Source organism: Dactylosporangium cerinum (assembly GCF_042653625.1).
In the GTDB taxonomy this organism is placed as follows: Bacteria; Actinomycetota; Actinomycetes; order Mycobacteriales; family Micromonosporaceae; genus Dactylosporangium; species Dactylosporangium cerinum.
Map to the genome: position 1 here is coordinate 1 of NZ_JBHSIU010000099.1, position 4,785 is coordinate 4,785.

Annotated in this window: 5 protein-coding genes and 1 pseudogene; 4 read left to right on the forward strand and 2 right to left on the reverse strand. The window is 70.4% G+C overall.

All coding sequences use genetic code 11. From position 1 onward, the window contains the following. Window positions 1-65 precede the first annotated feature (65 nt). A pseudogene (locus ACFPIJ_RS52070) lies at window positions 66-242 on the forward strand (IS110 family transposase); the annotation flags it as partial. An 82-nt stretch (window positions 243-324) separates the two neighbouring features. Continuing rightward, window positions 325-966, forward strand: a complete 642-nt coding sequence (locus ACFPIJ_RS52075; protein WP_380126970.1) for a transposase — start codon at window positions 325-327, stop codon at window positions 964-966. Between the two features lie 217 nt (window positions 967-1,183). Here ACFPIJ_RS52075 and ACFPIJ_RS52080 read toward each other — a convergent pair whose 3' ends face one another. Further along, window positions 1,184-1,798, reverse strand: coding sequence for a class I SAM-dependent methyltransferase (locus ACFPIJ_RS52080; protein ID WP_380126971.1), 615 nt, complete (start codon window positions 1,796-1,798; stop codon window positions 1,184-1,186). A gap of 133 nt (window positions 1,799-1,931) precedes the next feature. On the opposite strand from ACFPIJ_RS52080, the gene ACFPIJ_RS52085 reads away from it, so the two are divergent. Next, entirely contained in the window at window positions 1,932-3,218 is a 1,287-nt protein-coding gene (locus ACFPIJ_RS52085) for a sensor histidine kinase (protein ID WP_380126972.1), read from the forward strand. Beyond that, window positions 3,188-3,856: a response regulator gene (locus ACFPIJ_RS52090; RefSeq protein ID WP_380126973.1), complete on the forward strand. Its 669-nt coding sequence runs from the start codon at window positions 3,188-3,190 to the stop codon at window positions 3,854-3,856. Before ACFPIJ_RS52085 ends, ACFPIJ_RS52090 begins: the two co-directional genes overlap by 31 nt. A 235-nt stretch (window positions 3,857-4,091) precedes the next feature. Here the strand turns inward: ACFPIJ_RS52090 and ACFPIJ_RS52095 are convergent, their stop codons facing one another. Beyond that, window positions 4,092-4,607 (reverse strand): SMI1/KNR4 family protein, encoded by a 516-nt coding sequence (locus ACFPIJ_RS52095; RefSeq protein WP_380126974.1) that lies wholly within the window; start codon window positions 4,605-4,607, stop codon window positions 4,092-4,094. Between the last annotated feature and the right edge of the window lie 178 nt (window positions 4,608-4,785).

The window sequence follows — 4,785 nt, forward strand, 5'->3', positions numbered from 1 at the left end:
ACGCCACCTTCCCGACCACCGCCGCCGGCTACCAGCAACTGCTGACCTGGGCCCACAGCTTCGGCATCCTGGACCGCGCCGGCGTGGAAGGCACCGGCTCCTACGGCGCCGCCCTCACCCGCCACCTGCGCCGCCACCAGATCACCGTGATCGAGGTCAACCGCCCCGACCGCGCCGCCCGCCGCCGCCACGGCAAAACCGACACCATCGACGCTGTCGCCGCCGCGCACGCCGTACTGTCCCAACGGGCCACGACCACCGCCAAAACCGCCGACGGACCGGCCGAGATCCTGCGCCTGCTCCGCCTCACCCCGAGCTTCCGCGGTGAAGCCCCGCACACAGACAATCAACCAACTCAAAGCCGTCATCGTCAGCGCCGACCCGGCCCTACACGACCAGCTGGCCGGCTGCACCGCCGCCGCCCTGATCCGCCACTGCGCCGACCTACCAGACACCACCCCCACCGACGTTGCCGCCGCCACCCGATACACGCTGCGGCGCCTCGCCCGACGCATCCAAACCCTCACCACCGAGGAACACGAACTCCAGCAACAGATCACCGCAATACTCGACACCCACACCCCGCAACTGTTGCAACGCAACGGCATCGGCCCCGACAGCGCCTCCGCCCTCCTCGTCGCAGCCGGCGACAACCCCGACCGGATGCACACCGAAGCCTCCTTCGCCGCCCTCTGCGGCGTCAGCCCCGTCGAAGCCTCCTCCGGCAAAACCAGCCGACGACGACTCAACCGCGGCGGCGACCGCCGCACCAACGCAGCCCTCTACCACATCGCGCTCACCAGAACCCGCACCGACCAACGCACCCGCGACTACCTCAACCGACGCACCGCCCAAGGCAACACCCGCCGCGAAGCCATCCGCTGCCTCAAGCGCTACATCGCCCGCGAGGTCTACCACCTGATCCAACAGCTCAACACCACAGGCCAAACCCCACGAACCGCTTGACAAACATAGGGGCATCAGCGCCGAGCGGAGTGACGAGAGATTGTCACGCTCCGTTCTGAGGGAGCCCGGAGGTGTAACCCCTCCGGGCCACCCGACCTGTGTCCTGTGCGATTTGCGCGGTCTGTGCTGGCAGCGTTGCGAGGTCCGGGTGGCCGGTACCTCGGCGAGCATTCACCCGACCCGGACCGCGCAACGTAGCCCGTACACGAAGGCGGCGTCAGTTCCGGACCGCCGGGAACGGCCGCCGGACGGCATCGGGGCGTCGTACCTTCGGCGCCGACGCCCGGTGCACGAAGGCCGGCGGGAGGTTGCGCCACACCAGCGGGCTCGTCGCGGTCGCACCGAACCGCTGCGCGAGTTCCGCGGCGAACCGGCGCCCGGGTGGGGTCCACGCCGCATGGGCGTAGGCGAACGTGGCGAACATGCCGGTGGGGGCGAGGCGTCCGGCGACGGCGTCCAGGATCCGGTGCCGTGCCGGCCCGGGCATGACGGTCCATGGCAGCCCGGACACCACGGCGTCGACCGAGTCCTCCACCAGGCGCGCCAGGTCGGCGGCCGACGCGTGGACGACCTCGACCGGATGCCCGCGGTACCGGTCCGCGAGGCGGGCGGCCAGGTGACCGTTGAGCTCGATCGCGACGACCCGGGTGCCCGGACCGACCCGGCGCAGGATCGCATCGGTGAACACGCCGGTCCCAGGCCCCAGCTCCACGACAGTCCGGGCGCGCTCCAGGTGCATGCCGTCGGTCATCATGCGCGCGAGTCCCGGAGAACTGGCCGCGATCGCTCCGGTCAGCCGTGGGTACCGCAGAAACTCCGTGAGGATGGACATGAAGGCGACGCTATGGACGGCGGGCGTCGCCGGTCGTCGTGCCGGCTGGCCGTCGTCATCCTGCCCAGGGTGGACCCGGCACCGCCCGGTGGGAGGACGACCGATGAGAGGCGTTCGCCGTACCGTGTGGGCCGTGCACCGGTTGATGTCGTGGCCGAGAAGGTATGCCAGGGTGGTCGAACCGGCACTCGCCGTGGTCCTCGCCGTGCCGGCGCTGGTGAATCCGCAGGCGGGCGGGCCACTGTGGGCGCAGGGAGGCGTGCTGGCCGGGCTGGTCCTGCCGCTCCTGTGGCGTCGCAGCCAGCCCGAGGCGATGACCGCGGTAGTGCTCGCGGCCGCCTGGCTCGGGCTGCTCACCCGGACCTGGTCCCAGCATCTCCCGCTCGCGCACGCCGCACTGCAGCTCATGCTGCACACGCTGGTCGTGCGGGGCAGGCGCCGACCGGCCGCGCTCGCCGCCCTGGCCGCGGCGGCGTTCTTCGTCAGCTGGTCGCTCACTCGCTATCCCGCGTCCGACGCCGGCTGGGCCGCGGTCACCTACTGCCTGTCGATCGCGACAGCCTGGCTGCTCGGCGAGTACGTGCGGGCGCGGCGCGCCTACCTGCAGTCGGTCGAGCGCCGGGCCGAGCTCGCCGACTCCGAGCGCCGGGCGCTGGCCCGCGCCGCGGCCGCCGAGGAACGGGCCCGGATCGCACGGGAGCTGCACGACGTCCTCGCCCACAGCGTGGGCGTGATGGTCGTCAACGCCGAGGGTGCGCAGCTCATGCGCCACACCGACCCAGCCGTCGTCGACCGGACGCTGCGACTGGTGAGCACCACCGGGCGCGCGGCACTCAAGGAGCTGCGCCGGCTGCTGGAGGTGCTGCACGAGGACGGCACGATACCCCCGCCGCAACCGAGCCTGGCGGACCTTCGCCAGCTGGTCGACGGCGTCGGTGCCGGGCGGGCAATGGCCGGCCTACGACTCACCGGCACCGAGGAGGGCGTGCCGGCCGGCGCGGTGCTGCAGACCTACCGGATCGTCCAGGAGGCGCTGACGAACGTCGTCAAGCACGCGGGAACCGGGGCGGGCGTCGACGTCGCGGTCGACCTCGGCGTACCCGGACTGCATCGAACGGTGCGGATCGAGGTGCGCGACGACGGGGCCGGCGAGCGCGGATCCGGGCCGCGCCTGCCGTCGTCCGGGCGCGGCATCACGGGGATGCGCGAACGCGTAGCGATGTTCGGCGGGACCCTCGAAGCGGCCCCGGCACCGGAGGGCGGATTCCGGGTGAGCGCGACCCTGCCGCTCGACGGCGAACCGTGCCTCACAGGCCCGCCACAGGAAATCACAGCCGCGCCACAGGAGATCACAGCGCCGCCACAGGCGACCCTCAGCACGATGGGCCCATGTACGACCGACCACCGTTCCGGGTCCTGATCTGCGACGACCAGGAGATGATGCGCGTCGGGCTGCGCATGGTCGTGGACAGCCAGCCGGACCTGACCGTCGTGGGTGAGGCCGCAGACGGTACGGAGGCCGTGGACGCCGCCGTCGAGCTGCGTCCGGACGTGGTGCTCCTGGACGTCCGTATGCCGCGACTGCACGGCGTGGCCGCCGCGGAGCGGATCACTGCCGCGCTGCCCGACACCCGCATCCTGATGATCACCACGTTCGACCTCGACGAGTACGCCTTCGCGGCCCTGCGCGCCGGCGCGAGCGGCTTCCTGGTGAAGGACGCACCTGCCGCCGAGATGCTGGTGGCGATCCGCGGGGTGCTGCGCGGCGACCCCATGGTATCGCCGTCGATCACCCGGCGGCTGCTGGACCGCTACGTCACCACGGGCGTCTCCGCGCTGCCGGACACCCGCCTGGAGGGGCTCACCGACCGCGAGCGGGAGGTGCTCGGCCTCGTCGCCCGCGGGCTGACCAACACCGAGATCGCCGGCCGGCTCCACCTCGGCGAGACCACAGTGAAGACCCACGTGGGCCGGATCCTCGCCAAGCTCGGGGTGCGTGACCGGATCGGCGCCGTCATCTTCGCGTACGAGACCGGTCTCAACCGTCCGGGGACCTGAACCGGCCCCCGTCGCGGGAGGCCGTGCCGCGCGCCGCTTGGCAAACGCTGCCCCGCTGCCGGCGACTACTGTTCACCACGCCACGCTAACCCGGGCATCCCCGGCAATTACTGTCCTTTGCCAATGAGGGTGAGGCGGGTCAAGTCGCTGGCCTGCGGTGCCTCATCTTGGATGGCGAAGCGTGAGGATGCTCTTGCCATCCAAGATGAGGCATGTTCCGTTGCGCCGTCCCGGCCTATTCGTCGAAAGAGGCTGATGCGGTCAAGCGCTCGACGAAGGTGCGGAAGTTCGATGCGAGCGCCAGCTCATGGTCCATTTCGTTGTCGATCCAGACAACCGGTGGTTGCCCCGCTGGTCCGCAGTCTCGGTAGTCGAGGGCGAGCCAGTAGTGTCCCTGGCCGCTGAGCAGGATCACTGGCGACGGGAGCTCCCATTCCTGCACCAGGTATGGGGTGTCGAGCAGCGTGATCGTTCCAGGTTGCCCGGCGGGTCCGATCCCATGGAGGTGGTCGAAAGGGACGTGATCTTCTGCGTAGAAGTTCGAATCGGCGGGGCAGGCGTCCCAGGCGTCGGCGATGACGCCGCCGTTCTGAATTCGAAGCAGGCAGATGAGTTCGGCGGGCAAGGTGACACCAAGCTGCGTCTCAGCGTCGACGATCGACTCGTCCGTCAATGGCGGCAGGCGGAGATGTTCGATCTCCGGGTGCCAGAAACTGACCGCGACCTGGTCAAACGATGCCATGCTGATCATGATGTCATGGTCGCCGTGTCGATGTCGCCGCCAGCGGTGAGCCGGTTGACGGTCGGGGATCTGGCGGCTGGCTGACCCAGGCGCGGATCACCTCGGCGGCGAGCCAGTGGCCTCGTGTCGAGGTAGCCGGTGGGATCGCTCGTATTTGCGGCTGTCCACCTGAGTCTGGGGTGTGACT